Source organism: Pseudomonas sp. NPDC089428, assembly GCF_044749325.1.
In the GTDB taxonomy this organism is placed as follows: Bacteria; Pseudomonadota; Gammaproteobacteria; order Pseudomonadales; family Pseudomonadaceae; genus Aquipseudomonas.
Genome location: NZ_JBIVHT010000014.1, coordinates 49,894 through 75,225, shown reverse-complemented (window position 1 = coordinate 75,225; position 25,332 = coordinate 49,894). Strand labels below are relative to the sequence as shown.

Below are 25,332 nucleotides of genomic sequence, written 5' to 3'. Positions count from 1 at the left end.
AGCCGCGCTTGTCGTGGCGACGAACCGCGTCGATGGGCCGCGAAGCGGCCCCACGATTTCAAGGTTGTTGCATAAATTGCCGGGGCCGCTCTGCGGCCCATCGCCGGCAAGCGCGGCTCCCACAGTGGTCGCGCCAGCCTTTAACATTTGAGCAAGACAGTGACTCCCCGGAATGGGGCGGCACAGGTACTGTCAATCCTTCTGTTCCACCACCACCGGCTCGCCAATCGCATAGAAATGCCCACCCGCCACGTAGTGCAGGCTACGCCACTGCGGGTCGGCATTCTCATAAGCCCAGTGCCCATCACGGAACACCCGGTCATCCGCCCAGGCCGCCACCACTTCACCAATGAACAGGTCATAGGTGCTCTGGTTATGGGGCTCGTTGATCACCCGGCACATGAGCCAGGCTGAACACCCCTGGACCAGCGGCGCCGCATACCCCTCCACCCGTGCCAGCTCGACGCCGATGCTGGCCAGCTTGTCCGGCTGGTCGAACAGGCTGCGGGTACCCACCTGGTGGGTCAGCTGCGCCTGGGCGGCGGTCGGCACCTGGATCACGAACCAGCCACTGCCTTCGACCAACTGCCGGGTGCGGGCGATCTTGTCCAGCACCACCGTGACCTTGGGCGGGTCGAAGTCCAGCGCACAGGCCCAGGCGGCGGCCATGACGTTGTCCACGCCGGCATGGCTGGCCGACACCAGCACGGTCGGCCCATGGTTGAGCAGGCGGTAGGCCTTTTGCAGGTCGACGGCTTGGAAGTGGCGGTTCATCGGTGTCCTCGCTGGGCGCAGAAATCAGGCCACGAATTGTGCCGCATCCATACAGCACAGGCACCCTCCTTTTGACTTCGGAAAATTCCTACAGCCTTTTCTAAAGCGTCTTACTTGTCGCCGTGGGCCGGTGAAAACAAGATCGGGACTGCGACCCAGAGGAGCCTGCGCATGCACCCAGATACCCGCACCACCGCCGAACTGCGCAGTGCCCTGCGCGAACTGCTGGCCCACGACGTCAGCAACCCGGACGACGACCCGCACTTGTCAGGGGTGCTGTTCTTCTGCGCCACCGACGAGCGCACCCGGCAACTGGTCGAACGCATCGAGCTACTGGCCAGCGAAATCTTCTTCAACCCATGCGGGCGCGCCATCAGCCACCAGATGCGCGCCATCCGCGTCAAAGGGGTATGCATAAAGCAGAAGCGCAAGGCCCCTGCGGATGAAACGGTGATACGCATTGACCTGCACGACAAGGGCTACATCACGGTAAGCACCGCACGGCTCTGATCCGCTATCCTCAGCACTCCTGTGTTTCGGACTGTGATCATGGAACTGCATATCCGCCTGGACGGCCGCAAAGGCCTGGCCGACCAGCTCTATCAGCAGCTACGCGCCGGCATCGACAGCGGCCACCTGGCCGCCGGCACGCAACTGCCGCCGACCCGGCTGCTGGCCGAGCAACTGGGCGTGTCGCGCAAGACCGTGGCCGAAGCCTATTCACGGCTGACCTACGACAACTTGCTCAGCGGCGTGGTCGGCCGGGGCACGTTCATCACCCCGCGCCAAGCGCTGCACAGCCGTGAAACGCAAGCCGTGCCGCTGGCCGCTGCCGCCTCACTGCAGCGCTGGCAGCAGCGCGCCACCGTGCTCGCCAGGCGCGCCCAGGAAGCCCCTTCGCGTTATGACTTTGTCGGCGGCGCTTCGAGCAAGGCGCAGTTCCCCTTCGACCAGTGGCGCAGCTGCCTGAACTACGCCCTGCGCCGCAGCCAGCGGCATCCCGAGCGGCAGTTTGCCGCCCAGGGCCTGGCCGATCTGCGCGAGGCCATCGCCCACCATATCGCCTACGCGCGCGGCGTGCAGTGCACAGCGGCGGACGTGCTGGTGTGCAACGGCGCCCAGCAGGCTTTGGACCTGATTGCCCGGGTGCTGGTCGAGCCCGGCTGCCAGGTGGCCATGGAAGACCCCGGCTACCCGCCGGCACGCCAGTTGTTCCTGGCCCTGGGGGCAAAGCTTCAGTCTGTGCCGGTGGACGATGAGGGGATGTGCGTGTCGCACATCGCCGAGGGTACCCGGCTGATCTACGTGACCCCTTCGCACCAGTTTCCCCTCGGCATGCCAATGAGCGAGCAACGCCGCCATGCTTTGCTGGCACGGGCCGCCGAGCTTGGCGCGTTGATCATCGAGGACGACTACGACTGCGAGTTCCGCTACCAGGGCCCGGTCGCCGACGCCCTGCAGCGCCTCGACCGGCAAGGGCTGGTGGCGTATGTCGGGACCTTTTCCAAGACCTTGCTGCCGGAACTGCGCCTGGGTTACGCGGTGCTGCCACCGGCGGTGCTCAGCGCCGCCTGCGTGGCCAAGCACCTGAGTGACTGGCATAGCCCGACCTTGCTGCAGTGGGCGCTGGCGCGGTTCATTGGCGAGGGCCACCTGAACAAGCATATCCGCCGCTGCCACGACATCTACAGCGCCCGCCGCACGCGCATCCTCGCGCGGCTGGACGGCGACCTTGCGCCCTGGTTCAGCGCCGTGCCCGCCAGCGCCGGGTTCCACCTGAGCGCCCTGGCGCGGCCGGGGGTGGATGTCGAGCTGCTGGCCAACCTCGCGCGCAAGGTGGAGGTCGGCCTGTATTCACTGGCGCCGTTCTTCAGCGAAGCACCCGTACGCCCCGGATTGCTGATGGGCTTCGGCGCCATCGAGCTGCTGGATATCGACCCGGCGCTGGACCGGGTCCGCGATACCCTGCAACGCCTCAGTTGACCAGTGCTGCCTGGCTCCCCTGCCTTGGCCGGGCGATGGCGGCTGCATAGCCGCGCGGGGCGAAACAGGCGGTCACCAGCAGCATCGCCAGCACGGTGACGGTGAGCAACGTCCACGAGGCCTGGAAGTCGCCGCTGACATCGCGCAGCCAACCGGTGATGTACGGGATGATGCCGGTGATGATGAAGCCGATGCCCTGCACGAATGCCGCCAGGCTGCCGGCTTCAGCGGGCGTCTTGAGGTGCTCCAGGGTCAAGGTCAGGCTCAGGCTGAAACAGGCGCCCAGGCCAAAGCCGATCATCGCTACCCACAAGCCCATGGCCAGGTTCGGCGCCAGCAACAAGCCGAGGAAGCCCGCCAGCTGGATCGACAGCGCCAGCCACAAGCCCGGACGACGGTCGGCAACACCGCGCAGCAACAGCGGCAGGCCCAGGGCACCGCAGACCTGGAAGATCGTCATCAGGCCCACCAGGTCGCCACCGCCCTGCGCCGTACCCCCATGTTCCAGGTGGTAGGCCGGCAGCCATGCCACCATGCTGGTATAGCCGCCATTGATCAGGCCGAAATACAGCGCCAGCAACCAGGCCCGGCGCGTGCCGAACCAGTGCCCACCGGTGGCGCCGGCCAGCTGGGGTGCGCTTTGCCGAGGACGCAGCGCAGCCCAGCCCAGCACGGCCAGCACGGCCGGGATCGCCCACAGGCCAAGCCCGGCCTGCCAGTGGCCAAAGTGCCCGCTGATATGCGGGCCGAGTACGGCTGCCAGGCCTCCGCCACTCATCAACGCCGCCGAGTACAGGCCCATGGCCCCGGCCAGGCGACGGGGGAACCAGCGATTGACCAGGCCCGGCATCATGCCCTGCACCACCGCCACGCCCAGCCCGGCCAGTACCGCGCTGGCGATCAGCGCCCAGGCGCTGTCCAGTTGCAGCCGCCACAGGCAGGCCAAGGCAATGGCACCAAGGCCACCGAGCATGCCGCCGTGTTCGCTGATCCAGCGTCGCAGCCAGGGCTGCAACAGCGGCACCAAGCCCATGCACAGCACCGGCAACGCCGTCAGCAGCGCCGCCTGCTGGTAGCCCAGCCCGGTGCTGGCGCGCATCGGCTCGAGCAACGGGCCGATGCTGGTCAGGATCGGTCTAAGGTTCACTGCCAGCAAGATCACCAGCAACAGGTTCAACGCCGCTCTCATCACGAATCGATACTCCCAAGCAAGACCCGGTCATTATCCTGTCCAGGCAGTCAGGGTAGAAATGAAGAGATTGGATGCAGGTCAGTGGCCACCTTAATGGCCCGATTGGCCTCCCGGCAAAGCGCGCGATTGGCTATCGGGGCAATGGTCGGCGGGCGCTAAGGTAGTGCCATGTCCACCACACATTCCCTGGAGCACAGCATGAACAACCGTATCGAATGGGCCAAACACTCGCCGGAAGCCTACAAGGCCATGATCGGCCTGGAGCAGGCCCTGGCCAAGAGCGGCCTGGAAAACTCACTGCTGGAACTGGTGCGCCTGCGGGCTTCGCAGATCAACGGCTGCGCCTATTGCGTGAACATGCATGCCAATGATGCGCGCAAGGCCGGCGAAACCGAGGCGCGCTTGCAGACTCTGAGCGTCTGGCAGGAAACGAACTACTTCACGCCGCGCGAACGTGCCGCCCTGGCCTGGGTGGAATGCCTGACCCGGCTGCCCGAGCGTGGCGCCCCACAAGCGGAATACGAAGCGCTGCAGCAGCACTTCGAGCCGGCCGAAGTGGCCAACCTGACCTTGGCCATTGCCACCATCAATGCCTGGAACCGGTTTGGTGTGGGGTTTGCCATGGTTCCGGCCTGATTGAGCGAATGGGTCGGGCTGGAGATTTGCAGCGCCTGTGAGACCGAGCGCCGCCCGCGCGGCGCATCGCGGATAAATCCGCTCCTACATTTGTTGCAACGTGGCCATGCCTGTGAGGCCATGGTTGTCAGCCTTGTTGGTAGGACGCGGTTTTCAGGTGGGCATTGATGACGCCTAACATGACTTGAGGCATGCACCAAGGCAGGCAACTATGGCCTGTCAGGTTCGGCACGTTGCAACAAATGTAGGAGCGGATTTATCCGCGATGCGCCGCGCGGGCGGCGCTCGGTCTCACAAGCGCTGCAAAAGCAAAGACGAACACCCCGATCAAACCACGGTCCGTCGCCGACCGAGACAGGCATACCCCATCCCCAGCAGGCCGAACAGCAGTATCCCCAGCACCCCAACCAGCTCATGGCTATACCGCGCCACCAGCGCCGGGAACCCGGTGAACTGGCGAGAAACCCGCACATCCGCCTCGCCACCGGCAAAACTGACACCGATGCCGCCCTGGCGAATCTGCGAATAGTCGGCATCGAAGTAGACCCAGACCCTGCACGCCCCGCCCTGCTCGATGACCGGTATCTCCACCTGCGCCGTCGCCGTCTCGTAAAGCGTGTCGTTGCCTGCCGCATCACGCACCTGCACCAGACCCTTGGACGGCAGGCGGACCACCACCTCACGCACATCACTGTCACCACGGTTGTGCAGGTCGATGAGCAAGCCCGTGCGGTGATCCACCAACCCGGCTTCGAAGGGTTTGGCGAACAGCTGGGCATAAGGTGCCTGGGCCAGTTCGACCAGCTTGTCGACCTGATATTGGCTCAACGCACCGCCGCTGATGGTGTTGATGCGAGGCTGCAACTGCTCGTACTTGAGCTGCTCGTTGGCCTTGCTGATACGTTCGCTGAACTGGCTGGGATAAGTGAGGTAAGCGTAGGTCAGGGTCGCCTCGAGCCGAGGCGAGTCCTTGAGCAGCACGTAGGCCACCAGCAAGACCATCAGGCCAAGCAGCATGGCTACCAGGCGTTTGCCGACTTTGTCCCAACTCAACGGTGCGGTTCCTTCTGTTTCGGCGCGCAAGATCGATGCGGCGCAAAGGGTGCCAAGTTCAGCGTCGCCAGGCAAGCGCTCAACGGCTCAACAATGCCGGTAACGACGCCATCAGCATGGCCACCCCGGAGGCCGTCAGCAAACCCAGTACCACCCGGCGAAAGGCCAGCTCGCTGATCCCCAGGTACACCCGTGTACCCAGCAGCGCCGGCAACGCCATGGCCAGCAGCACCACGCCGAACGAGGGCAGCATGTCGCGGGTCACTACCCCGGTGCCGAGGTAGGTGAGCATGGTCACCAGCAGCATCGACAGGTTGAAGTTCTGGATCACCGCGCGCTGGGTGTCGCGCTCGAAGCCGCGCAAGGTACACCACAGTGTAGGCACTGTGCCGGTAAAGCCACCGATCCCGCCCAACGCCCCGCCCACCAGGCCCACCGCGCCATCGGCCAGGCGATTGCCCGGCAGCCGTGGCAGGCGCGGCGCCACCAGCATCAGCGGGCACCATAGCACCAGCAGGGTGCCGAACACGGCCTTGAACCAGAGCATGTCCAGGTAAGGCAGCACCCACACCCCCAGCGGGATACCTGCCAGGCCGCCGAGCACGAACGGCCACAGCAAGGCCCAACTGAAGCCGCGGCGAACGCTGAACACGGCGATGAGCTGGCCGCTGAGGCTGCCGAACACGGTCAGCGACGCCGCCAGCCGCGGCTCCAGGCCCCAGGCCCAGAACGACATGGCGACCATGCCGAAGGCAAAGCCGGAAAGGCCCTGGACGAAACCGGCGACGATGGCGCCGAGGGCGATGAGGTAGAAGGCATCCATGGGCTGACGTGAGACTGACTAGAACGGCGTTCCACCTTGCCAGAGACGGGCGCGAATGTCTGCCCCAGGTCGAGCTTGACTGGCGCCGTGCCGTCGTCGACGATCGGCGCTCAGCCAATCAAGGAAGACAGCATGTTACGCATACTGGGCAGGGCCTCTTCGATCAACGTGCGCAAGGTGCTGTGGGCCTGCGCCGAACTCAACATCCCCTTCGAGCGCGAAGACTGGGGCAGCGGCTTCCAGCCCACCGATGCGCCCGAGTTCCTTGCGCTCAACCCCAACGCCATGGTCCCGGTGATCCAGGACGGTGACTTCACGCTGTGGGAGTCCAACAGCATCATCCGCTACCTGGCCAACCGTTACGGCGATGCGGCCTGCTACCCGAGCGAAGCACAGGCACGGGCGCGCATCGACCAGTGGATCGACTGGCAGGCGTCGGATCTGAACCGGGCGTGGAGCTACCCGTTCATGGCGCTGGTGCGCCAATCACCCGCGCATCAGGATGCCCAGGCGTTGGCAGCCGGTTGCGCGCAGTGGGCCCATTACATGGGCATCCTCGACCGGCAACTGGCCGCGACCGGCGCATTCGTCGCTGGTGAACGCTTCACCCTGGCCGACATCCCCATCGGCCTGTCGGTGCAGCGCTGGTTCGCCACGCCCTTGGACCACCCCAATCTGCCTGCGGTGAGCGCCTATTATGAGCGCCTCAGCCAGCGCCCGGGTTACCTTGCCCACGGTCGCAACGGCCTGCCTTGAGCAGGCCGGCGCGGCGAGGTCAGGCCACAGCCCGCGACACCGGCACCGCCGGCCGGGCACGCCAGGCAAGGGTCAGCAACAGTCCGAGCACGGCCATCAAGGCACCCGCAAACGACACCGCCGAATACCCCAACCCGGCATTGATCACCGCACCACCCAATGCCGCACCAATCGCATTGCCCAGGTTGAACGCCCCGATGTTCACCGCCGAGGCCAGGTTGGGCGCATCCTTGGCGGCATCCATCACCCGCATCTGCAGCGGTGGCACCAGGGCAAAACTGGCAATGCCCCAGACCAGAATCGCCAGCGCCGTCGGCAGCGACCAGCCAAGCATCGCCGGGAACACCAGCAGCACTGCAATCAGCACCAGCAGCGACACGATCAAGGTACGGTCGACCGAGCGATCCGCCGCCTTGCCGCCCCACACATTGCCCAAGGTCAGGCCGACACCGAACAGCACCAGCATGGCGGTGATGAACGTTGTAGATGCCTGGGCCTGGCTGTGCAGGATCGGCGCAATGTAGGTGAACACGGTGAACATCGCGCTGGAACCGACCACGGTCAGGGTCAACGCCGCCAGCACCGGGCCACGCCCCAGCACACGAATTTCGGCCATCACCCCGGCGCTTTTCGGCAGCGGCACATTGGGCAGCGCGAACCACAGCGAAGCCATCGCCACCAGGCCCAGGCCAGCAATGCCCCAGAACGCCGTGCGCCAGCCAAGCAGTTCACCGAACCAGGTGGCCAGCGGCACACCGCCGATGGTGGCCAGGGTGAGGCCCATGAACATGGCGGCCACCGCCCCTGCCCTTTTCTCGGGCGGTACCACGCTGGCCGCCACCACCGAGCCGACACCGAAGAACGCACCGTGGTTGAGCGAGGTCACCACCCGCGCGATCAGCAGGCTCTGGTAATCGGTGGCCAGGGCCGACAGCAGGTTGCCCAGGGTGAAGATGGCCATCAGGCCGATCAGCAGGTAACGCCGCGGGACCTTGCCGGTGGCCAGGGTCATCAACGGGGCACCGATCAGCACGCCCAGCGCGTAAGCACTGACCAGCAGGCCTGCAGCCGGAATCGACACGCCGAGGTCGGTGGCGATACCAGGCAGCATGCCCATGGGGGCGAACTCGGTGACACCGATGCCGAAGGCACCGATGGCGAGTGCTACAAGAGGGGGATTGATACGCATACAAAGCTCCTTATCTATGACAGGAATGCTACGATCCAGCTTTTAAATGCACTAGACCGGTTTTCCGGCAACCACCTTTGCGCTGGAGGCACAGATGGACTACAACGGGCGATCCGGGGAGATGGAGGTGTTCGCCAAGGTGGTGGATGCCGGCAGCCTGTCTGCCGCTGCGCGCGAGCTGGGCCTCACCCCCTCGGCGGTAAGCCGCATCATCGCCCGTGCCGAGCAGCGCCTGGGCACGCGCCTGCTGCTGCGCACCACCCGGGCGATCACCCTTACCACCGAGGGCGAGGCGTACCTGCGCGGGGCGCGGCGCATCCTGGCGGACCTGCTCGAAGTCGAAGAGGCGATCACCGACCAGGGCGTGCCACGCGGGCGGTTGCGGGTCAGCGCGGCGCTGGGGCATGGGCGGCAGACCGTGGTGCCGTTACTGACGGCGTTCAGCGCGCGGTATCCGCAGGTACTGGTCGACCTGACGCTAAGCGACGAAATCGCCGACATCCATGGCGGTCAGGCCGATGTGGCGCTGCGCTTTGGCGTGCTGCCGGACAGCTCGCTGAGCGCGCGCTGCATCGGCCATACCGGCCAGGTGGTCGTGGCGTCGCCCGAATACCTTGCACGCTGTGGCACGCCGCAGGTGCCGGAGGAGCTGGCGCAGCACAACTGCCTGCGCTTCAACTTCCGGCGAGCAGCGCCGGATTGGCCGTTTCGTCGGGCGGGGGAAGATTTTTCACTGAAGGTGACAGGGAACATCGAGTGCAGCAGTGGCGAGGCGCTGGCGCAACTGGCCAGGCTGGGGGCGGGCATTGCCCGGATCGGGACGTTTACCGTAGCCGATGAACTGAAAAAGGGCCAGCTGGTGGCGCTGTTGGAGGACTACAACCCAGGCGACCGGGAGCCCCTGCATGCGGTGTTCGTCGGCGGGCCGGCGATGCCGGCGCGGGTGCGGGTGTTTGTCGACTTCCTGGTGGAGCATCACCAGGGCTGGCCGCTCAACCAGCCCTGACACTGTTCCCTTGTGGGAGCCGCGCTTGCCGGCGATGGGCCGCAAAGCGGCCCCACGATCTCAAGGTTGTTGCATAAATACCGGGGCCGCTTCGCGGCCCATCGCCGGCAAGCGCGGCTCCCACAGGCTTAACCTTGCATGCCAGCCAGCAAGAACCCCATGAACCGGCGTACATCCTCGCGGTGCGCCACCAGGTCCAGCGGCTCGCAGTTGCACAGCCGCAGCAGCTGCAGATGCCCATAGTCGTTGATCAGAAACGCCGCATAGCCCACGTCGAGGTCGGCGCGCAGCTTGCCGCTGTCGCACAGGTCCTGGAGCAGGTGCTTTAGCTCCTCGACCAGCGCGTCGTTGACCCGCTTGTAAGCCTCGGGCACATCGCGCTGATGGCTGCCCAGCAACGGCAGCAAGGGCGGCAGAATCTCCCGCCAAAGCGCTGCCGGCAGTACCTCGAAGGCGTAGTCGGTCAGGTGCGTTTCGTAGCAGCACAACGCATCCAGCGCCTGGTCGAATTCCGCCAGGCGCCTGCGCGCCTCGGCCACCGCGCGGTGGTCAGCCTCGCGCAGTTTTTCCAGCAGGATCTCCTGCTTGCTGCCGAAATAGGCGAATACCGTGGGCACAGACACTGCCGCCAAGCGGGCGATCTGCTCCATGGTGGTGGTGTGGAAGCCCTGGCGCTCGAACAGGCCCAGCGCCGTACGGCTGATCGTCTCCCGGCGCAGCGCCTTCTGCTGCTCGCGCAATCCGCTCACTTGGCAACCCTTTGTCAAAACCGGTGGCCAGCATACAGCAAAGCCAACCCGCAAAAATATTTTATTGACTAAAACTTTTAACCGACACAAAACTAGCGCGGCATTTTGCCCCAGGGAGCCGCCATGACCACCGCCGCCGATCTCATCATCCACAACGCCCGCATCTATACCGTCGACCCGCATTTGCCATGGGCCAGCGCCGTGGCCGTGCAGGGCGAGCGCATCCTCTGCGTTGGCGACCATGCCAGCGTCATGGCCCACGCCGGCCCCACCACGCGCTTGCTGGACGCCGCAGGCAAGCTGGTGCTGCCAGGCTTCGTCGAATCGCATTGGCACTTCTCCAGCACCGCCTTCGCATTCCAGGCCCTGGTCAACCATGAAGACCCGCATGAGGTGCTGGCCCTGCTCAAGCGCTACGTGGCGGACAACCCCGGCGAGAAAGCCATCACCGGCATGGGCTGGATCCAGCCACTGATGCCGGCCGCCCTGCTGCGCCGCGAAGTGCTCGACGATATCTGCCCGGACAAGCCGGTGTGCCTGCTGTCCACCGACTACCACACCATGTGGGTCAACACCTACGCGCTCAAGGCCGCCGGCATCGACCGCGACACCCCGGCCGTGGAAGAAGGCGCCAGCTGGTTCGAAAAAGACCCGGTGAGCGGCGAGCCCACTGGCGTGATCATCGACTGCGCGGCCTATTCGTTGCTGATGCAACGGCTGAGCGAAGCCGGCTACTTGCCAACCGGCATCGACCTGTACCTGCGCTCGATCCCGTTCTGGCAAGAGAAACTGGTCGCTGCCGGCATCACCACCGTGTTCGACGCCGGCTTTCTCGACCCGGCCGGCGACCAGACCTTGCTGTACGAAACCCTGCAGCAACTGGAGCGCGAAGAGCGCCTGAAACTGCGCGTGGTCGGCAGCTACATCAACATGGGTACCGAGGATGACCCGGTGACCATCCTGCAAGGCATGCGCAGCCGCTATGACTCGCCGCTGGTGAAGGCGCAGACCCTGAAACTGATGCTCGACGGCACCGAGCTGAACCACACCGCGTTCCTGCTCGAACCCTACTGCGACAAGCCGCACTGCGGCTCGACGACCATGCCCGAAGCGGTATTCGAACAGCACGTACGCCAGGCCGATGCCGCCGGTATCGATGTGATGGTGCACGCCGTGGGCGATGCGGCCGTGCGCATGGCGCTGGACGTGTTCGAACGGACTTTCGCCAGCAACCCGCCGCGCGACCGCCGCCATGTGATCACCCACGCCTTCCTCACCCACCCTGATGACATCCCGCGCTTTCGCCGCATCGGGGTCATGGCCAACACCCAGCTGCAATGGGGCGTGGTGGATGCCTACGCCGAAGCGATCCAGCAGTCCTATGGCTTCAAGCGCTGGGCCTCGATGTACAAGTTCCGCACCTTCATCGACCAGGGCGTGACCGTGTCGATCGGCATGGACGGCCTGGTCTGCCAGTGCCGTTGCCAGCACAAGCCAGTGGAGCACATCGAGTCGGGCCACACCCGCCAGCTCAGTGGCGAGCCGAATGCGCCGGTGATGCCCGATGCCGACGAGCGCCTGAGCATTCCGCAACTGATCGCCGCCTACACCCTCAATGGCGCCTATCAGCTGGGGCTGGAAAAGGAGATTGGCTCGATCACCACCGGCAAGCGCGCCGACATCATCATCCTCGAGCAGGACCTGTTCGAGCTCGACCGCTATGAGATCGGCAAGACCGATGTGGCGCTGACCCTGATGAACGGCCGCATCACCCACGACGCAGGCTCCCTCCCCCACGCCTGAACCTGATGCCCCACCCGGGAAATTCCAATGCACAACAAGAACAACAACCTGCTGCTGCGTGCCGCCCTGATCTACATTGCCGCCACGGCACTGATCATCATTGGCGTGCAGCCGATCTTCATCGGCCTGGTGGCCGAACGGCTGAACCTGGACCTGAGCCAGCAAGGCTGGGTCCTGTCCAGCGAAATGACCGGCACTCTGCTCGGCAGCCTGTTGCTGCCGTGGCTGGGCCGGCGCTTCGGGGGCCGCGGCCTGTACCTGGCGGGTGCCTGCGCCGCGCTGGCGCTCAACCTGCTCAGTGCGATGCTGGGCTCACTGGCAGCGCTGGTGTTGTGCCGGCTGGCGTGCGGCGTTGCCACCGGCGTGCTGTATGCCGGCGCGATCAGCGGGCTGGGGCGCCTGCCAGGGCAGGATCGTTCGTATGGATTGTCGCTGTTGATTCAGACCGCCGTGTTCGCCCTGTACGCCACCTGCATGCCGCAGCTGGCGGAGGTGTTCGGCAATCGAGGCGCCGTGGCCAGCATCGGCTTCTGGTTCGTGCTGATCGCCCTGGTCGCGCTGGCCATTCCGCAGCGGTTGCACCGCGAGGCAGCGGCGCCGGTAACCCAGCGTGGCGTTGGCTGCGCCACCCTCGGGCGCTATGCCCTGCTGGGGATGCTGTGCCTGCAACTGGCGATCTATTGCATCTGGGGCTTTGTCGACCAACTGGCCCGCGAACGCGGCATCAGCCCGCTGGATGTGGGCTGGGAATTCGGCCTGGGGATCCTCGGCGGCTTGCCTGGCGGGGCCTTGCCCAGCGTGCTGGGGGCACGGGTGAGGCGTGGGCCGATGATCGGCTTCGGCTCACTGCTGGTGCTGCTGTCGATCGTATTGCTGGCGCGCCATGCAGCGGATGCCGGGCAGTTGTGCGTGGCGCTGTTCCTGATGAACTTTGGCTGGGTGCTGGCGCTGACCTACTACATGGGCGCCATCGCCACCAACGACCCGCGTGGCACCCTGACGCCCTGGGTGAGCATCCTGCAAGTGGCGGCGGCGGCGCTGGCCCCGGCGTTCGTGGCCTTGCAGCAGCAGAGCGCCGGGCACGAGGCGATCTTTGTCATTGCCGGGGTGGCGGTGGTGCTGGGGGTTGTGCTCAAGTGTACGGCCGGGGTAAGGCTGCGACGGGCCAGGCCAGCCTGACAACAACCTGATGGATGGCACGGGCTACGCCCGTGTTCGCGGGCAAGTCGGGGCGCCGAACCGCCGCTCCCACAGGGATCGCGCCAGACTTTAGAAATTGAGCAAGACAGTTGCTCCCACAGGGTATGCGGACCGCTTGCGAACTCAGTTCTTTAAGCGACAGCGCAGCCCAAAGGGCTGGGTGATCTCCCACAGGTACAGCGCAGTCTTCAGGTTCGGCGTGAATGCCTGGTCGCTCAGGAAGCAACGGGCTTACTCAAGGCTCGAAAGCTAGCACTATCCTGTGGGAGCCGGATTGCCGGCGATCACGGGCGCAGCCCGTGCCATCCATCTGTAGACTCGCCACAACCAACCTCAGGGCTGACCGACATGCGCATTGCCATTCCCGATGACTACCAGGACGTAATCCGCTCACTCGACTGCTTCAAGCGCCTGGCGGGGCATGACGTCAGTGTGTTTCACGACAAGCAGCCTGCCTCAGTGGACGCGCTGGCCGCACGCTTCGCCGACGCTGACGCCCTGGTCCTCACCCGCGAACGCACGCGCATCGATGCCGCCCTGCTCGACCGGCTGCCGAAGCTCAAGCTGATCAGCCAGACCGGCAAGGTCGCTGGCCATCTGGACCTTGAGGCCTGCACGGCTCGCGGCATCATCGTCACCGAAGGCCGCGGCTCGCCGGTGGCGCCGGCCGAATTGGCCTGGACGCTTATCCTCAACGCCCGGCGCCAGCTGGTGCCGGCGATCGAAGCGTTCAGGCAAGGCCAGTGGCAGGTCAACCTGGGCCAGGCAATCGCCGGCCAGGTGCTGGGGATCTGGGGCTACGGCAAGATCGGCCAGCGCCTGGCGCGCTATGCCCAGGCGTTCGACATGCCGGTGATGGTGTGGGGCAGCGAGGCCAGCCGGGCAGCGGCCGAGGCCGATGGGCACCGGGCGGCGACATCGCGCGCGGCATTCTTTGCCGAAGCCGATATCCTCAGCCTCAACCTGCGGCTGTCAGATACAACGCGCCATGGGGTGACCATCGATGACCTGTCGCGGATGAAAACCGATGCTCTGCTGGTGAACGTCAGCCGCGCCGAACTGATTGCGCCTGGGGCCCTGCTGCAGGCGCTCGACGCCGGCAGGCCGGGCTTCGCCGCAGTGGATGTCTTTGAGCAGGAGCCGATACTCGAGCCGAACCACCCCCTGCTCACCCACCCGCGGGTACTGAGCACACCGCACCTGGGCTACGTGGAGAAGAACGGCTACGAGCTGTACTTCGGCGATGCCTTCGACAATGTGCTGGCATTTTTCCAGGGCGCGCCGAAGAACGTGGCCAATCCGAACGCCTTGCAAGTGCCTCGCTGACAGCACTTGCAATTACACACCCGCGCCGCAACAATGCGAACAATTCCCAGTTAGGTTATGGATTGATCTCTATGTCGGCGCTCGATGACGCGGCTATTCACCGGCTGTACAGCGAAAACAGCGGCTGGCTGAAGCACTGGCTTCGCATGCGCCTGGGCAATGCCGCCGATGCGGCCGACCTGGCCCACGACACCTTCCTGCGGGTGATGACGGCACGCAGCCAACTGCCCATCCGTGAGCCGCGCAGCTACCTGAGCGCTATCGCCCGCTCGCTGCTGATCGACAAGGTACGACGCCGCGCCATCGAGCAGGCCTACCTGCAAGCGCTGGCACTGCGCCCGGAAACGGTCGAAGTGTCGCCGGAAGTCCGCCTGTCCATCATCGAAATGCTGGTCGCCATCGACAGCGTGCTCGATGAACTGGGTGCACGCACCCGCGACATCTTCCTTGCCGTGCAACTGGAAGGGCTGACCTATGCGGCGGCGGCGGACCGTTTCGGCGTGTCGGTGACAACAGTGAAGAACCACCTTATCCGCGCCATGACCCGCTGCCTGCTGCTGGTCGAGGCATGAACCCTTGAGGCTCGAAACCCTCGAAGCCGCCGCCACCTGGTACGTGCAGCTCAACGATGGCGCCGCCGACCTCGCCCGTGCCCGCGCCTGGCGCCAGTGGCTGGAAGCCAGCCCAGAGCACGCCGCGGCCTGGGCGCGGGTCGAGAAACTGCAGCAGCAATGGGCCCTGGTACCTGCACAGGCGGCACTCAAAGGCCTGGGGGCCGCCCAGGCACAACGCCGAGACGTGCTCAAGGTGCTCGGCCTGCTGCTGGCCATGAGCGGCGGCAGCTGGCTGGTGGCCGAGCAGGTGCCTTATCGCGCCTTGCTCGCCCAGCAACGCACGGGCACGGGCGAACGGCGTTCGCTACAGCTGGAGGACGGGTCCAGGTTGGCCTTGAACGTCAATACCGCGCTGGACGTGCGCTTTGACACGAAACTGCGCACGATCCAGCTGTATGGCGGCGAAGTGCTGATCAGCGCATCCCGGGACCTGCAGCAGCGGCCTTTCATCGTGCATACGCAAGACGGCAGCATCGTTGCCCGGGAAGCTGAATTCAGCGTGCGCAAACTGCCGGAGCAAACCCGCGTCGGCGTGCTGCAGGCTGGCGTCGAAGTGCGCTCGGAGCACCACCTCGAGCGCCCGCTGCAACTGCAGCCAGGGCAACAGGTCAGCTTCGATAGCGATTACATCGACACTGTCCAGGCAGTGCCTGCGGACTCGACGGCCTGGCAGCACGGCATGCTCAGCGTCAATGACTGGCGCCTGGGCGACTTCATCGAAGAACTGGGGCGTTACCGGCCCGGTGTGCTGCGCTGTGCCCCGTCGATTCGCGCGCTGAGCATTTCCGGCGCGTTCCGCATCGACGATACCGACATTGCCCTGGCCAACCTCGACCAGACCCTGCCCGTGCGGGTGCGTTACCTGAGCCGCTTTTGGGTGAGTGTGGAACCTGCCTGAACCGCCCGTGGAAAAAACTTCACTGCGAAACTTGCTGATTTCGATTCTCGTCCGTCCCTGACACAAGCCGCGACGACAGCGACTTTCTGCCATGACACGGAAGGATCACGCAATGCCCCATGTACACCCCACCCCAGCCCGCAAACTGAGCCAGGCCGTGCGCCGGGTGCTGCTCGGCCTGTCCCTCGCCAGCACCGCCGGTTTGCTGCTGATGCCCGGCAACGCCACGGCCCAGAGCCAGACCACTTACCATGTGGCCGCCGGGCCACTGGCCAATGCCATCACCCAGTTCGGTGTGCAGGCCGGCGTTACTGTTTCGTTCGCTACCGAACAGGCCCGCCACCTGACCAGCAATGGCCTGGAGGGCAGCTACAGCATCGACGAAGGCCTTGCCCGCCTGCTCGGCAACAGCGGCCTGCAGGCCCGGCGCCTGGGCAACGGCGGCTATGTGCTGGTATCGGCCAGCACTGACGCGGCAATGGAACTGGGGCCCTTGAACATCGATGCCAACCGGCTCGATGCAACCAGCGAAGGCACCCAGTCCTACACCGCCCAGGCGGTGACCATCGGCAAAGGCGTGCACACGCTGAAGGAAACGCCACAGGCGGTCACGGTGATGACCCGCAAGATGCTCGACGACCAGAACCTCAACACCCTCGATCAGGTGCTGGACAAGACGCCGGGCATCACCGTGTACGACTCACCCATGGGTGGCAAGTACTTCTATTCGCGTGGCTTCAACCTCGACGGGCAGTACCAGTACGACGGCGTGCCGCTGGACGTGGGTGGCAACTACGTCCAGGCGAACAGCTTCTCCAGCGACATGGCACTGTATGACCGGGTCGAAGTGCTCAAGGGGGCTGCCGGCATGATGAAAGGCTCCGGCTCCTCCGCCGGCGGCGTCAATTTCGTGCGCAAGCGTGGCCAGGACAAGGCTACCACCCAACTGACCCTGTCGGCCGGCAGCTGGGACAACTACCGCAGCCAGGTGGACGTCGGCGGCCCGCTGAACGCCACGGGCAGCGTGCGCGGTCGTGCCGTGGCCGCCGTGCAGGATCGCCAGTACTTCTACGACCATGCCGACCGCCAGGACCAGGTGTACTACGGCGCGCTCGACTGGGACATGACGCCCGACACCACCCTGGGCGTCGGCCTGGCCTACGAGGATGTCGATGCCTCGCCCTGCTACCACGGCCTGCCGCGCCATGCCGACGGCAGCGACCTCAAGCTGTCGCGTTCCACCTGCCTGGGCGCCAGCTGGAATAGCCTGCAAAGCCAGCGCGTCACCGGCTTCGCCGACCTCAAGCATTATTTCAACGATGACTGGTCGCTGAACTTCGCCTCGGTCTACACCCATAACGACCAGGACATCGAGTACGGCTATTCCGAAGGTACGGTTGCGGTCGGTGCCGCCAGCGCCAGCATGAAACGCTACGCCGGCAACTTTGACTACGACCAGACCGATTACGGCTTCGATAGCTATGTCGATGGCAAGTTCGAGGCGTTCGGCCTGCAGCACGAAGTGATCATCGGCGCCAACGCCAGCCGCCAGAAGACCCACGACTATTTCGCCCTGATGTCCCTGGGCGGCAGCCAGAACCCCTTCGATCCGTCGGCGGACTTCCCCCACCCGTCCTCGGCAGATTATCTGGTCAACCCGCTCCGCGGTGGCAGCGAGCCGACCGATTCCACCACCACCCAGTACGGCACCTACGCCAACCTGCGCCTGAAACTGGCAGAGCCGTTGACCTTGGTGCTCGGTGCGCGAGTGAGCTGGTACCGCAACAAGAGCGACTCCTACACCCAGGCCTACGATTACTGGGTGCACAACCGCAGCGAGGAAAACGGCCAGGTCACGCCGTTCACCGCCGTACTCTACGACCTCAACCCGCAGTGGACCGCCTACGCCAGCTACGCCGACATTTTCCAGCCGCAGAGCAACCTGGTAGACGCCCAGGGCCAGGCCCTGCAGCCGAAGACCGGCGCCAACTACGAGATCGGCATCAAGGGTGAACTGCTCGATGGCGCACTGAACACGTCGTTCAACCTGTTCCGCACCATCGAAGACCACCGCGCCGAAACCGACTACGCCGACACCTGCCTGGGCTCGGGCGACGGCTATTGCTACACCGACAGCGGCAAGGTGCGCGCCCAGGGCTTCGAGGCCGAGATCAGTGGCGCGCCGGTCGAACGCCTGCAACTGCTGGCCGGGTACACCTACACCCAGACCAAGTACCTGAAGACCATCAACGACACCGACCCGACCGAGCTGACCTTCACCTCCAGTTTCATTCCGCGGCACATGCTCAAGGTCTGGGGGGATTACCAGCTGGACGGTGCACTGGCGCGCTGGACGCTGGGCGCCGGGCTGAACAGCCAGAGCGAGAACTTCCGCAAGACCGGCAGTACCCAGGTGGTCCAGCCGGGCTACACCGTGTGGAACGGCCGCGTGCAGTACCGCATCGACCCGCACTGGACGGTCGCGCTCAACGGCAACAACCTGTTCGACAAGAAGTACTACGCCACCATCGGTGCACCCGCGTGGGGTAACTTCTATGGCGAACCGCGCAACTTCATGGTCACCCTGCAAGGTACGTTCTAAGGGTTGGCACGGCCCTGCAGGAGCCAGGGCTGCCGGCAAGGGTACGGCTCAGGCCTTGTCAGGCAAGGCCATATGCAATAACGGGAACGGCCGCCCTTCGCCGTCCAGCGGCGAACGCCCGGTCTGCACGAAGCCATAGTGCAGATAGAACCCTACCGCCTGCGGATTCTGCTCGTTCACGTCGACACTCAAGGTGTTGCGCGTGCTGCGGCAGAAATCCAGCAGCGCGCGGCCAATGCCCCGGCCATGCAGGTCGGGGTCGATGAAGAGCATCTCCACATGATGTTCAGCGAGCCCGATAAAGCCCAGCGGCTTGTCTTCAGAGTCGACGGCTACCCACAGCTCGACGGCATGCAGGTAGACATCGCGCAGCTGTGGCAGCAGCGCGTCGATGTCGGACGCCTGCAGAAAGTGATGGGTCGCGCGCACGGCGCGCAGCCAGATCTCGACCAGCCGAGGGTGATCGGCAGCGATAGCGTGGCGAATGATCATGGAATCATCCTGATATTTTCTGATGACGGATTATCGGTGCGCCTTGGCCAGGCGACCGTACTCATGTCGGCATCATGTATGCCCGCTTCGCGAATCAACGCCTGGGCGGTGCACGGCAGAACAGCCGAAAAGGAGGGAAGCAGCCATGCTACCCAGCCTTGCCGGCGAGGTAAAGGCCGTTACTGCGCCGCTGCCGGCTCCTGGGCCGCAGCGCCAAACGACACGTAGTACGCCAGGCCGACGAAGATCGCGCCGCCCACCGCATTGCCCAGGAACACCGCGACCAGGTTATGCACCAGTGCCGCCCAGCTCAGGTAGCCGGCAAAGATCGCTGCCGGGATCAGGAACATGTTGGCCACCACATGCTGGAAGCCGATGGCGACGAACGCCATGATCGGGAACCAGATGCCGAGGATCTTGCCGCTCATCTCACGGCTGGCATAGGCCAGCCACACCGCCAGGCACACCAGCCAGTTGCAGCCGATGCCAGAGACAAAAGCATGAACGAAATCGGCGCTGGCCTTGCTGGTGGCCGCGGCCACGGTCTTGTCCAGGTAGGCGCCCTCGGTCAGGCCGAGCAGATGGCCGAAGAAGTACGCCACAAACAACGCGCCCAGCAGGTTGGCCAGGGTCACCAGCAGCCAGTTGCGCGCCACGGCCGCCAGGCGAATGCGCCCGGCGAACATGGCCAGTGGCAGGCTCATCATGTTGCCGGTGAGCAGCTCACCGCCTGCCAGGATCACCAGGATCAGGCCGATGGGAAACACCGCAGCGCCCAGCAGGTTGCCCAGCGAAGCCCATTGCCCGGGAATCATCGCGCTGACATGGATGGCCAGGATGAAGCCCATCGAGATGAAGCCGCCGGCGAGGAAACCGAGGATGAGCAGCGCACGGGTGGGCAGTCGGGCTTTCTTGGTACCGGCCTCGATGACGAGCTCGGTGATCCGGGAGGGGGCATTGACAGACATTTCAGTAACTCGAACGCAGGGACGCCGGACCACGCCCAGGGGCGTGTCGGAAGTCGGGAATTTACGGATTGCGGGGGTGCGACAGAGGCAGTCAGGGGGAAGGCAAAACAGGGGATCTCTGGGGCTGCAACGAAGAGCCGCGCACGTTACTGAGGCAGAATGTCGCAGTCAAATTGATAGGGTGGATGGATTGATAGATGGGGCCGATCAGGGGTGTACGCCTCAAGATTTTCAGTGCCTGTGAGATCCAGCGCCGCCCGCGCGGCGCTTCGCGGGGCAAGCCCGCTCCCACAGTCTGTTTCGGGCCAGTCTCTCCTGTGCAAGTACCGGTGTCCGCCTTGGTGCATGACTGGATATAGCTGAAAAGCAGTTGCGCCCACCTAAATATCAATGGCGACAAACAAGGCGGACAGTGGAGACCACACAGGAGAGACTGGCCCGAAACAGACTGTGGGAGCGGGCTTGCCCCGCGAAGCGCCGCGCGGGCGGCGCTCGATCTCACAGGCGCTGAAGGTCTTGAGGCAAACCATCGAGCAAATCGAGGTACACTGCCCGCCGACATGGAAGCCGCAAGGTCAAGGAATGCTCTTCTCTTCTACAGCGCAAGTGCGCCACACCTGGGTGCGCTGGCTGCAAGCCGCAGCATTGATGCACTTGCTGATTGGCCTGGGCCTGACCTGGGCCGGCCATAGCCCGCTGCTGGGCAACTACCAACTGAGCATCGAGCAGGCCTTCTGGGGCCAGGCAGCGCCAGCGCCTGCCCGTGAGCAGCAAGTCTGGTGGCTGGCGCTGTTCGGCGCCACCTTGCAAAGCTACTCACTGTACATGCTCGGCCTGATCCACCTGGGCGACCGTCTGCGCAGCCACAGCGCCTGGGCCTGGCTGGCGTGCGGCATCGTGCTGTGGGCACCGCAGGACATGCTGGTGTCGCTGCAGGCCGGAATGTGGTCGCACCTGGTCATCGATGGCCTGGCCCTGCTCGCCCTGCTGCCGCCCTTGCTGTGACTGTATCGCCACGACCGCCCCACCACCACTTTGAAAGGACTTGAACGTGGCTGAACTGCCGATCCTGAACTGGGCCCTGAACTTGCTGCTGATCCAAGGCCTGCTGGGCGCATTGGACACCCTTTACCACCATGAACTGACCGTGGCCCTGCCCCAGCGCTACAGTGCGCGGCTGGAGCTGGCGATCCATGCGGTGCGCTCGTGCTGCTACGGCATCCTGTTCCTGGGCATCGCCCATGTGGCCTTCCAGGGTGCCTGGGCGGTCATCGTGGCGGTGGTCTTCACCCTGGAAATCGGCCTGACGCTGTGGGACTTCGTGGTCGAGGACCGCAGCCGCAAGCTGCCTGCCATCGAGCGCATCATGCACACCGTGCTGGCGATCAACGCTGGCGCCTTCTTCGCCCTGTACGGCCTGCAGCTGCTGCAGTGGTCGAGCCTGCCCAGCGGCCTGGTGGCCATCGACCTCGGCTGGCGCGGCTGGTTGCTGACGCTGTTCGCCCTCGGCGTGACCGCGTCGGGCATTCGCGATGCGCTGGCAACCTTGCGCATGCAACGCCAGGGGCAGCCGGCCAACCCGTTTGCCGGAGGTGCCTACAAGCAGGTACTGGTCACCGGCGGCACGGGATTCATCGGCGAAACCCTGGTCAACCAGCTGCTCGATGCCGGGCACAGCGTCAGCGTGCTGGCCCGCGACCCACTGCGCGCCGCCTACCTGTTCGACGGCCGCGCCCGCTGCCTGCGCAGCCTCGACAAACTCGGCCATGACGAACGCTTCGATGTGGTCATCAACCTGGCTGGCGCCCCCGTCGCCGGGCCACGCTGGACGCCACGCCGCCAGGCCCAGTTGCTCGCCAGCCGGGTCGGCACTACCGAGGCCTTGCTGCGCTGGATGCGCCAGGCCAGGCACAAGCCGGCGCTGTGGATCCAGGCCTCGGCCATCGGTTATTACGGTGTGCGCGACGCTAGCCAGCCACTGGACGAAGGCGCCAGCAAAGGCGATGGCTTCATGGCCGAATTGTGCGATCGCTGGGAAGCCTCGGCCAGCCCGGCCAGCACCCTGGGCGCCCGCCAGGTGGTGCTGCGCCTGGGCGTGGTGTTCGGCCCGGGTGGTGCGCTGACGCCCCTGCTGATGCCGTTTCGCCTGGGCCTGGGCGGGCGCATGGGCGATGGCCGGCAGGTCATGAGCTGGGTGCACCGTGACGATGTGCTGGCAGTGATGGCGCGCGCCATGGCCGACAGCAGCATGCAGGGTACCTACAACCTGGTGGCGCCCGAGCCGGTCAGCCAGGCCACTTTCGCCCAGGCTGTCGGCCGGTTGCTCAAACGCCCGGTGTGGCTGCATATCCCGGCAGCACCAGTGCGTGCCCTGGCCGGTGAAATGGCCGAGCTGTTCTTCGACGGCCAGCGCGTGCTGCCGAGCCGCCTGGAGCAAGCCGGCTACCGCTTTCAGTACCCGACCCTGGACAGCGCGCTGCGTGATCTGGCCTGAGGAGCATCGATGAACAAGCCCCTGCTGTACCTGCTGGCCGGCAACGGCAGCGCCGCCGACTGGTGGGACGATGCCCTGCCGCACTTCCTGCACTACCGGGTGCAGGCCCTGGAGCTGCCGGGTTTCGGCGACAACCCCGCGCCGCCCTGCACCAGCCTGGACGCGTACGCGCAAGCGCTGCTCAGCCTGACCGAACGCGGTCACGCGATCATGGCCGTTGGCGTCAGCGCGCTGATCGTGCTGCATGCGCTGCAGCGTCGCCCGGGGCACTTCAGCCGCAGCGTGCTGCTGGCCCCGGTCGGCGCCTTCCTCTGGCAGCGGCGCCTGCCGGCACTGATGTCGCCGCTGCCGCTGCGCAAGGCCATCCACGGGCTGCTCAGCCATAAACCGCACTGGTTCGCCGGCAAGTTTTCCAGCCAGCGCTGGACGCCGGCGCAGTACCAGCGCATGGGCGCCGGCTACGCCCGTTGCCGGGCCTTCGTGCCGTCCTGGGAACAGCTGCGTGCCGACACCGCGCTGCCGCTGCTGGAATGGATCACCGACCCGGTCGAGCTGGTATGGGGCGACCACGACCGCATGCTGGGCATTGCGCAGGCGGCCGCCTGGTCGGCGATCCTCGCCCGCGCCGACCTGCGCATCAGCCTGCAACCCGGCTGGGGCCACTACCCCTGGATCGACGCACCCGCAGCATTCGCCGCCTGGCTGGAATCGGGCAGCCAAGGCTTTGTCGCCCACACCAAAGGCGGCCGCCTGCGGCTGGCGGCGCTTGCCGGCCAGGCCGTGCCAGAAGCCCTGAGCCTCGACAATGGCAACGACCCGCGCCTCGCCTCATTACTCGCCTCGGCCCCGCACGCCCTGTGGGCAGTGCGCTCGTCCAGCTACGGCGAGGACCAGGCCGATGCCGCCAACGCCGGCCTGAGCACCACCTACCTGCGCGTGCCCGGCAATGCCGTCGCCGCCCGCGTCAGCCAGTTGCGTGAAGCCGGCGTCGAGGAAGTGGTGGTACAGCGCTTCATCGCGCCGAAGGTGTCTGGTATCGCCTTCGTGCGCCACCTGTCGGTGGAACTGGAGTGGCTCGAAGGCCACCTGGAAGCCCTGGCCGACGGCCAGGCCACACCCCTGCGCGCGACGCTGTCGCGCCTGGGGCCCGCCTGGCAAAGCGGCAAGTTCACCGACCTGCACGGCCTGACAGCCACTGCGCTGTGGGACTTCCTGCAAACCGTGCTGAAGGTGTTCCACTACGTGCCCGGCGACATCGAATGGGCCTGGGACGGCCAGCAACTGTGGCTGCTGCAGTACCGCCCGATCAGCGAGCACGGCTGGCGCCGCCACCTGACCTCGGCGAACATCGCCGAGATCCTGCCACCCCAGCCCAGCCGCTTCGTCGAATATGCCCAGCGCCGCGCCGCTGCCAGCATCCCGGCGATCATGGCGCGCTGGGACAGCCGCGTGCTGCAGGACAACGAGCCCTTCACCGCCGTGTTCGGTGGCGCCTCCTATATCAACAACGACCTGTTCCTCGCCCGCCTGGCCGACTGGGGCATCTCTGCCGCCAGCTACGCTGGCGAGGTTGGCGGCGCTACCCCGGCACTGCCCTGGCGGCCGGCACGCCTGCTGCGCTCGCTGCCGCGCCTGTGGCATATGCAACGCGCAGCGCGCAACCACCTGCAAGCCCTGGCCCCCGGCCTGCAACGCTTCGACGAGGAACTGGCACAGCTGCAGGCGGCCGCTGCCGACGGCCAGCAACTGGCGGACTGGTTCAGCCGCTTCTACGTCTTCGTGGTGCAAGGCAACCTGTGCATCGCCACGGCCCTGGCCAGCAGCGGTGGGGCCTGGCTGGGCCGGCCACCGACCGCTTACGACGACCTGCAGCACAGCCCCCACCGCCTGCCCTGGGAGACGGACCCCGGCACCCCGCGCCCGGCGCCGACCGAACTGCCCCTGCAGCCGATGCCGGCCTGGCCGCATGCCGTGACACTTGCGCACCGCGTTGGCCTGCCCGGCTTGCGTGGTTACTACCTGCAAGTGCGCGAGTGGTACCGCGACAACCTGATGCGGATATTTTTCCGCGTGCACCACGCCATGCCTGAAGCGGAGCGTGCGTATTGGTTCGCCCCACATCCAGACGTGCGCAGCCGCGATGGCAGCTTCTGGCAGGACGGCAGCCAGGGCAGCGAACAGGCCAGCGGTTTCATGATCTATCCCGGCCAGGTGCAAGGCATCCTGGGCCAGGACATCCTCCTCGAAGACAGCCTCGACCCTGGCCGCCATGCTCAGTATCAAGCTGCGCGGGCAGTGATTGCGCGCATGGGTGGGCGGTTGTCCCACGGTTCGACCTTGCTGCGCGAACTGCGCAAGCCCTCGGCGGTGCTGCCGCAAGTGAGCAGTGAATGGCTGGGGCGCGAGGTGCAGTACCGGGATGGTGAACTGCGCCTGGTTGAAGCGCGTTGATGAACGACACGGAAGGTGTGACGGAGCTTATGAAAAGGATTGCCAAATGCCTGGTGCTCACCCTGCCGCTGTTGTTGAGTGGCTGCTGGAGTACGCTCATTCACCTCGATGGCGAGCGCTGCGTGTATCCGGGCACACGCTTGGGCTGGAACTTTGCTACTCAGAATGGCGCTGGTGGCTGGGTTGGCCTGATCGACGTGCCCTTCTCTTTTGCGCTGGACACGGTGCTGCTGCCTTATGACCTGACCGCGTTTCTTCCAGAGGACATGGGTGGTGAACACCGGGAATGCGATCTGGATGGTTCGATCAACGTCATGTAGGTC

The 25,332-nt window shown here is 65.5% G+C and carries 23 protein-coding genes; 15 read left to right on the top strand and 8 right to left on the bottom strand.

Going from position 1 to position 25,332, the window contains the following annotated elements; translation table 11 throughout:
* Positions 1–192: 192 nt before the first annotated feature.
* Positions 193–774, bottom strand: a complete 582-nt coding sequence (locus ACIPZ5_RS21930) for a flavin reductase family protein (protein ID WP_400810608.1) — start codon at positions 772–774, stop codon at positions 193–195.
* Positions 775–945: 171 nt separating this feature from the next.
* Here ACIPZ5_RS21930 and ACIPZ5_RS21925 point away from each other — a divergent pair, with 171 nt between their 5' ends.
* Both ACIPZ5_RS21925 and ACIPZ5_RS21920 read left to right on the top strand, forming a co-directional pair.
* Positions 946–1,284 (top strand): hypothetical protein, encoded by a 339-nt coding sequence (locus ACIPZ5_RS21925; protein WP_400810606.1) that lies wholly within the window; start codon positions 946–948, stop codon positions 1,282–1,284.
* Positions 1,285–1,323: 39 nt separating this feature from the next.
* Positions 1,324–2,757, top strand: coding sequence for a PLP-dependent aminotransferase family protein (locus tag ACIPZ5_RS21920; protein ID WP_400810604.1), 1,434 nt, complete (start codon positions 1,324–1,326; stop codon positions 2,755–2,757).
* Here the strand turns inward: ACIPZ5_RS21920 and ACIPZ5_RS21915 are convergent.
* Positions 2,750–3,946 carry a cyanate transporter gene (locus ACIPZ5_RS21915; protein ID WP_400810602.1) on the bottom strand — a complete coding sequence of 399 codons (1,197 nt, stop codon included), beginning with the start codon at positions 3,944–3,946 and terminating at the stop codon, positions 2,750–2,752. The genes ACIPZ5_RS21920 and ACIPZ5_RS21915 overlap by 8 nt on opposite strands.
* A 201-nt stretch (positions 3,947–4,147) precedes the next feature.
* Between ACIPZ5_RS21915 and ACIPZ5_RS21910 the strand changes: the two genes are divergently transcribed.
* A complete protein-coding gene (locus ACIPZ5_RS21910; protein ID WP_400810699.1) occupies positions 4,148–4,585 on the top strand; it encodes a carboxymuconolactone decarboxylase family protein in 438 nt (145 codons plus the stop codon).
* Between the two features lie 327 nt (positions 4,586–4,912).
* Here ACIPZ5_RS21910 and ACIPZ5_RS21905 read toward each other — a convergent pair whose 3' ends face one another.
* Positions 4,913–5,638 (bottom strand): hypothetical protein, encoded by a 726-nt coding sequence (locus tag ACIPZ5_RS21905; protein WP_343596316.1) that lies wholly within the window; start codon positions 5,636–5,638, stop codon positions 4,913–4,915.
* A 79-nt stretch (positions 5,639–5,717) separates the two neighbouring features.
* Positions 5,718–6,461, bottom strand: coding sequence for a sulfite exporter TauE/SafE family protein (locus ACIPZ5_RS21900; protein ID WP_400810599.1), 744 nt, complete (start codon positions 6,459–6,461; stop codon positions 5,718–5,720).
* A 132-nt stretch (positions 6,462–6,593) separates the two neighbouring features.
* On the opposite strand from ACIPZ5_RS21900, the gene ACIPZ5_RS21895 reads away from it, so the two are divergent.
* Complete coding sequence (locus tag ACIPZ5_RS21895) at positions 6,594–7,217, top strand: glutathione S-transferase family protein (protein ID WP_400810597.1); 624 nt, start codon at positions 6,594–6,596, stop codon at positions 7,215–7,217.
* Between the two features lie 19 nt (positions 7,218–7,236).
* On the opposite strand, the gene ACIPZ5_RS21890 is transcribed toward ACIPZ5_RS21895, so the two are convergent.
* A complete protein-coding gene (locus ACIPZ5_RS21890; RefSeq protein ID WP_343596322.1) occupies positions 7,237–8,406 on the bottom strand; it encodes an MFS transporter in 1,170 nt (389 codons plus the stop codon).
* A 94-nt stretch (positions 8,407–8,500) separates the two neighbouring features.
* On the opposite strand from ACIPZ5_RS21890, the gene ACIPZ5_RS21885 reads away from it, so the two are divergent.
* A complete protein-coding gene (locus ACIPZ5_RS21885) occupies positions 8,501–9,412 on the top strand; it encodes a LysR family transcriptional regulator (protein ID WP_313712916.1) in 912 nt (303 codons plus the stop codon).
* 128 nt (positions 9,413–9,540) lie between these two features.
* Here ACIPZ5_RS21885 and ACIPZ5_RS21880 read toward each other — a convergent pair whose 3' ends face one another.
* Positions 9,541–10,161, bottom strand: coding sequence for a TetR/AcrR family transcriptional regulator (locus ACIPZ5_RS21880; protein WP_261943608.1), 621 nt, complete (start codon positions 10,159–10,161; stop codon positions 9,541–9,543).
* 123 nt (positions 10,162–10,284) lie between these two features.
* On the opposite strand from ACIPZ5_RS21880, the gene ACIPZ5_RS21875 reads away from it, so the two are divergent.
* The 6 genes from ACIPZ5_RS21875 to ACIPZ5_RS21850 all read left to right on the top strand — a co-directional run bounded on the left by ACIPZ5_RS21875 (position 10,285) and on the right by ACIPZ5_RS21850 (position 18,604).
* On the top strand, positions 10,285–11,964 hold the full coding sequence (locus tag ACIPZ5_RS21875) for an amidohydrolase (RefSeq protein WP_343596328.1): 1,680 nt from the start codon (positions 10,285–10,287) through the stop codon (positions 11,962–11,964).
* A 27-nt stretch (positions 11,965–11,991) separates the two neighbouring features.
* On the top strand, positions 11,992–13,143 hold the full coding sequence (locus ACIPZ5_RS21870) for an MFS transporter (RefSeq protein ID WP_400810594.1): 1,152 nt from the start codon (positions 11,992–11,994) through the stop codon (positions 13,141–13,143).
* A 369-nt stretch (positions 13,144–13,512) separates the two neighbouring features.
* Complete coding sequence (locus ACIPZ5_RS21865; protein ID WP_400810592.1) at positions 13,513–14,490, top strand: D-2-hydroxyacid dehydrogenase family protein; 978 nt, start codon at positions 13,513–13,515, stop codon at positions 14,488–14,490.
* Positions 14,491–14,561: 71 nt separating this feature from the next.
* A complete protein-coding gene (locus ACIPZ5_RS21860; protein WP_343596334.1) occupies positions 14,562–15,062 on the top strand; it encodes a sigma-70 family RNA polymerase sigma factor in 501 nt (166 codons plus the stop codon).
* Positions 15,063–15,066: 4 nt separating this feature from the next.
* Positions 15,067–16,002 carry a FecR domain-containing protein gene (locus ACIPZ5_RS21855; RefSeq protein WP_400810590.1) on the top strand — a complete coding sequence of 312 codons (936 nt, stop codon included), beginning with the start codon at positions 15,067–15,069 and terminating at the stop codon, positions 16,000–16,002.
* A gap of 112 nt (positions 16,003–16,114) precedes the next feature.
* On the top strand, positions 16,115–18,604 hold the full coding sequence (locus ACIPZ5_RS21850) for a TonB-dependent siderophore receptor (protein ID WP_400810588.1): 2,490 nt from the start codon (positions 16,115–16,117) through the stop codon (positions 18,602–18,604).
* Between the two features lie 48 nt (positions 18,605–18,652).
* On the opposite strand, the gene ACIPZ5_RS21845 is transcribed toward ACIPZ5_RS21850, so the two are convergent.
* Positions 18,653–19,096: an acetyltransferase gene (locus ACIPZ5_RS21845; RefSeq protein WP_343596340.1), complete on the bottom strand. Its 444-nt coding sequence runs from the start codon at positions 19,094–19,096 to the stop codon at positions 18,653–18,655.
* 179 nt (positions 19,097–19,275) lie between these two features.
* Positions 19,276–20,064: a formate/nitrite transporter family protein gene (locus ACIPZ5_RS21840; RefSeq protein WP_313713977.1), complete on the bottom strand. Its 789-nt coding sequence runs from the start codon at positions 20,062–20,064 to the stop codon at positions 19,276–19,278.
* Between the two features lie 582 nt (positions 20,065–20,646).
* On the opposite strand from ACIPZ5_RS21840, the gene ACIPZ5_RS21835 reads away from it, so the two are divergent.
* Genes ACIPZ5_RS21835 through ACIPZ5_RS21820 form a run of 4 tightly spaced genes read left to right on the top strand, consistent with a single transcriptional unit; the run spans position 20,647 to position 25,329 of the window.
* Positions 20,647–21,069, top strand: coding sequence for a cell division protein (locus ACIPZ5_RS21835; RefSeq protein ID WP_400810585.1), 423 nt, complete (start codon positions 20,647–20,649; stop codon positions 21,067–21,069).
* A 46-nt stretch (positions 21,070–21,115) separates the two neighbouring features.
* Positions 21,116–22,558 carry a TIGR01777 family oxidoreductase gene (locus ACIPZ5_RS21830; RefSeq protein WP_261943601.1) on the top strand — a complete coding sequence of 481 codons (1,443 nt, stop codon included), beginning with the start codon at positions 21,116–21,118 and terminating at the stop codon, positions 22,556–22,558.
* 9 nt (positions 22,559–22,567) lie between these two features.
* Entirely contained in the window at positions 22,568–25,009 is a 2,442-nt protein-coding gene (locus ACIPZ5_RS21825; protein ID WP_400810583.1) for a PEP-utilizing enzyme, read from the top strand.
* Complete coding sequence (locus tag ACIPZ5_RS21820) at positions 25,009–25,329, top strand: YceK/YidQ family lipoprotein (protein WP_400810581.1); 321 nt, start codon at positions 25,009–25,011, stop codon at positions 25,327–25,329. Before ACIPZ5_RS21825 ends, ACIPZ5_RS21820 begins: the two co-directional genes overlap by 1 nt.
* Positions 25,330–25,332 lie beyond the last annotated feature (3 nt).

Bases quoted from the DNA above. Each gene is read 5' to 3' on its own strand.
- ACIPZ5_RS21930 (WP_400810608.1), bottom strand. From the start codon at position 774: ATGAACCGCCACTTCCAAGCCGTCGACCTGCAAAAGGCCTACCGCCTG.
- ACIPZ5_RS21925 (WP_400810606.1), top strand. From the start codon at position 946: ATGCACCCAGATACCCGCACCACCGCCGAACTGCGCAGTGCCCTGCGC.
- ACIPZ5_RS21920 (WP_400810604.1), top strand. From the start codon at position 1,324: ATGGAACTGCATATCCGCCTGGACGGCCGCAAAGGCCTGGCCGACCAG.
- ACIPZ5_RS21915 (WP_400810602.1), bottom strand. From the start codon at position 3,946: ATGAGAGCGGCGTTGAACCTGTTGCTGGTGATCTTGCTGGCAGTGAAC.
- ACIPZ5_RS21910 (WP_400810699.1), top strand. From the start codon at position 4,148: ATGAACAACCGTATCGAATGGGCCAAACACTCGCCGGAAGCCTACAAG.
- ACIPZ5_RS21900 (WP_400810599.1), bottom strand. From the start codon at position 6,461: ATGGATGCCTTCTACCTCATCGCCCTCGGCGCCATCGTCGCCGGTTTC.
- ACIPZ5_RS21895 (WP_400810597.1), top strand. From the start codon at position 6,594: ATGTTACGCATACTGGGCAGGGCCTCTTCGATCAACGTGCGCAAGGTG.
- ACIPZ5_RS21890 (WP_343596322.1), bottom strand. From the start codon at position 8,406: ATGCGTATCAATCCCCCTCTTGTAGCACTCGCCATCGGTGCCTTCGGC.
- ACIPZ5_RS21885 (WP_313712916.1), top strand. From the start codon at position 8,501: ATGGACTACAACGGGCGATCCGGGGAGATGGAGGTGTTCGCCAAGGTG.
- ACIPZ5_RS21875 (WP_343596328.1), top strand. From the start codon at position 10,285: ATGACCACCGCCGCCGATCTCATCATCCACAACGCCCGCATCTATACC.
- ACIPZ5_RS21870 (WP_400810594.1), top strand. From the start codon at position 11,992: ATGCACAACAAGAACAACAACCTGCTGCTGCGTGCCGCCCTGATCTAC.
- ACIPZ5_RS21865 (WP_400810592.1), top strand. From the start codon at position 13,513: ATGCGCATTGCCATTCCCGATGACTACCAGGACGTAATCCGCTCACTC.
- ACIPZ5_RS21860 (WP_343596334.1), top strand. From the start codon at position 14,562: ATGTCGGCGCTCGATGACGCGGCTATTCACCGGCTGTACAGCGAAAAC.
- ACIPZ5_RS21850 (WP_400810588.1), top strand. From the start codon at position 16,115: ATGCCCCATGTACACCCCACCCCAGCCCGCAAACTGAGCCAGGCCGTG.
- ACIPZ5_RS21845 (WP_343596340.1), bottom strand. From the start codon at position 19,096: ATGATCATTCGCCACGCTATCGCTGCCGATCACCCTCGGCTGGTCGAG.
- ACIPZ5_RS21840 (WP_313713977.1), bottom strand. From the start codon at position 20,064: ATGTCTGTCAATGCCCCCTCCCGGATCACCGAGCTCGTCATCGAGGCC.
- ACIPZ5_RS21835 (WP_400810585.1), top strand. From the start codon at position 20,647: ATGCTCTTCTCTTCTACAGCGCAAGTGCGCCACACCTGGGTGCGCTGG.
- ACIPZ5_RS21825 (WP_400810583.1), top strand. From the start codon at position 22,568: ATGAACAAGCCCCTGCTGTACCTGCTGGCCGGCAACGGCAGCGCCGCC.
- ACIPZ5_RS21820 (WP_400810581.1), top strand. From the start codon at position 25,009: ATGAACGACACGGAAGGTGTGACGGAGCTTATGAAAAGGATTGCCAAA.